Genomic DNA, 3,000 nt, shown 5'->3' on the forward strand with positions numbered 1-3,000 from the left:
GGCGATGATGGCTTCGAGGACACGTAGGTATCGGTTGAGCAGGGCCTGGACGTATGTTTCGTCGAACAGGTCGTGGAGGTATGTCAGGGTTAGTCGGATGTGGGTGTCGTCGGTGATTTTCAGGGCGAGGGGGTAGTGGGTGTTGTCGTTGGCTCTGACGCCGGCGAGGGTCATGCCGTCGAGTGCGTCGGCCTGTTCGGTAAGTGTGGCCTGCTCGACGGGATACGACTCGAACACCGTCAGCGTGTCGAAGAGGGCGTCGGTTGTCCCGGCGGCTTGCTGAATGTCGGTGAGCCCGAGATAGAGGTGGTCGAGCAGGTCGGCCTGTTCACGGTGCATCCGTGTCAGTAGTTGGGTGATCGACTCGTCCGGGTCCGCTCGCACCCTGACCGGCACCGTGTTGATGAACAGTCCGATCATCGATTCCACGCCTGCGAGCTGGGGTGGTCGTCCTGACACGGTGCTGCCGAAGACTGTGTCGTCGCGGCCGGTCATCCGCATCATCAGGATTCCCCAGGCCGCCTGGATGACTGTGTTGACGGTGACATCGAGTCGGGCGGCCAACTCGGACAGGGCACGTGTCCTGTGCTCGCCGAGGTCGGCGGGTGCTTCACCTGCCCGCGAGGAGATCTCTCGGCCCGGGTCGGCCGGGGCGAGCAGGGTCGGGCCCTCGACACCCTCGAGCGCCGTCGCCCAGACCTGCCGCGACGTCGCCTCGTCCTGTTCGGCGCGCCATTCCAGATAGCTGCGATATGGACGGGCGGGAGGCACCGCCGTCGCCTGGTCGCCGGCGGCATAGAGTGCGAGCATGTCCGTCATCAGCAGTGGCATGGACCAGCCGTCGAGCAGGATGTGGTGGTTGGCGACGACCAGCTCGTACCGGTCCTCGGCTACCGTGACCAGTGTGAACCGGATCAACGGTGGTGCGGTCATGTCGAAGTGCGTGGCCTGATCGTCGGCCAGCAGTCGCGTCAACGCGTCCGGGTGAGTGGTGTCGTCGACGTTCCGTAGATCGACCTCGGACCATGGCACCGGCACCTTGTCGAGGACCAGCTGCACGGGTATGCCGTCGGCTCCTTCGACGAACGCCACCCGCAGATTCGGGTGCCGATTCAGTACCGCCTGTGCCGCCGTATGCAACCGGGTGGCGTCCACCCGGCCGGTGAGGGTGAACACGACCTGCATCGAGTACACGTCGACCGACGACGCGGCCAACAGGGCGTGGAACAGCAGACCCGACTGCAGCGGCGTCAGGGGCCACACGTCCGTGACCGCCGGATACGTCGCTTCCCAGCGGTCGATGTCCGATTGGCGTGCGGTGACCAACGGTAGATCCGACGGTGTCAGCCCGCCGGCGTCGGGGGTCTGCGCATGGGTAGCGAGGGCGGCGAGCGCAGCACACCATTTCTCCGCCAAGTCCTGCACATCGGTCCGCCCGATTGCACCCGTCGGGAACGTGAACGTGGCGCCCAGCACCGGACCCTCGCTGCCGTCGGTGACGATCGCGTTGATGTCGACGACGCCGTTCGCCGGCATGTCGGCATCTCCCGGAGCGGCGATGTCGCCGAGATGGCCGCACGGTGCCCACTCCGCCCCCGGCCTCTCGTTCGGTACACCCCTGCCAGACACCCGGCCGAGGTAGTTGAAGCTGATCTGGCCGACCGGCAGTGACCGCAACTGCTCGGCTGTGTCCCGATTCAGGTAGCGCAGCAGCCCGTAGCCGATTCCCCTGTCCGGTATCGACCTCAGCTGCTCCTTGATCGACTTGACCACCACACCGGCCGCGGCGCCACCGGCGAAGGCCTCGTCGAGGTCGGCGGCCCCGATATCCAGACGCACCGGAAACACTGTGGTGAACCATCCCACCGTCCGAGACAGATCCGCTCCCGCGGCAATCTGCTCCTGACGGCCGTGTCCCTCGAGTTGGATCAGCGTCGAGGATTCGGAGACCTGTCGCGCGCGCCGCCACCGGCAGACGGCTAATGCCAATGCCGCCAACAGTCCGTCCTCGACGCCGCCGTGGAACAGTGTCGGCAAGGTCGTCAGTAGTGATGCCGTCACCGGTGCCGGTACGCTCACCTCGACCCGGTCGAGGGTGGATCCCACATCGATAGCCGCGTTGAACGGGCGGAGGCCCACTACCGGGTCGGGGGCTTGCAGCAGCGCCTGCCACATCGGCAACTCCGCCAGCCGCGCCGGGGCCGACGACTCCTCGACCAACGCGTGCGCCCACCGACGCATCGACGTTCCGGCGGGATCCAACACCGGAGTGTGCCCAGCGGACACCTGCGCCCACGCGGAGGCCAAGTCGGGCAGGATTATCCGCCACGACACCCCGTCGATCACCAGGTGGTGCGCGACGATCAGCAGCCGGCCCGGCCGCTGCGCGGTGCTGCATTCCGACCGGAAATCGAGCCACACGAACTGCACCATCACGCCCGTCGTCGGCGCCAACCGCCCCAACGCCGCATCCACTTGCGCCGACGCCAACGCCGCCGCGGCTTCCTCGTCGAGATCGGCGGTGACTTCCACCCGACGAACAAGGCCGTCCACGTCGATGGCATCCGACCCACCGACTTCCAGACCCCACCCGCGTTCGTCGTCGACAAGTCGCGAGCGGAAAATGTCGTGGTGCTCGAGCACGGCCTCGACCGTTGCCACCAACCCGCCGCGCTCAATTCCGGGCGGCAACTCCACCCACATGTGTTGCGAGAATCGACCGAAGCCGCCACCCCGCTCGATCAGCGCCGCCGCGACCGGGGTCAGCGGCATCCACCCGATGCCGCCGCCCGGCAACTCCTCGAGCACCACCGGCAGTCCGGAGTTCTCGGGACGTTGCGCGACTTCAGCCAAGCCGCCGACAGTCCTGCGCTCGAATACATCGCGTGAGGAGAACACCACGCCCCGGGCTTTCGCGCGCGACACCAACTGAATCGCGACGATGCTGTCGCCACCGAGAGCGAAGAACGACTCGTCGACCCCGACGCGGTCGACGCCGAG

Annotated in this window: 1 protein-coding gene; it reads right to left on the reverse strand. The window is 66.9% G+C overall.

What is annotated here, in order from left to right:
• The coding region (locus tag AZG88_RS27645) for a condensation domain-containing protein (RefSeq protein ID WP_231914225.1) at positions 1–3,000 on the reverse strand (3,000 nt) is incomplete at both ends.

It is taken from the genome of Rhodococcus sp. LB1 (assembly GCF_001583455.1).
Taxonomy (GTDB): domain Bacteria; phylum Actinomycetota; class Actinomycetes; order Mycobacteriales; family Mycobacteriaceae; genus Rhodococcus_F; species Rhodococcus_F opacus.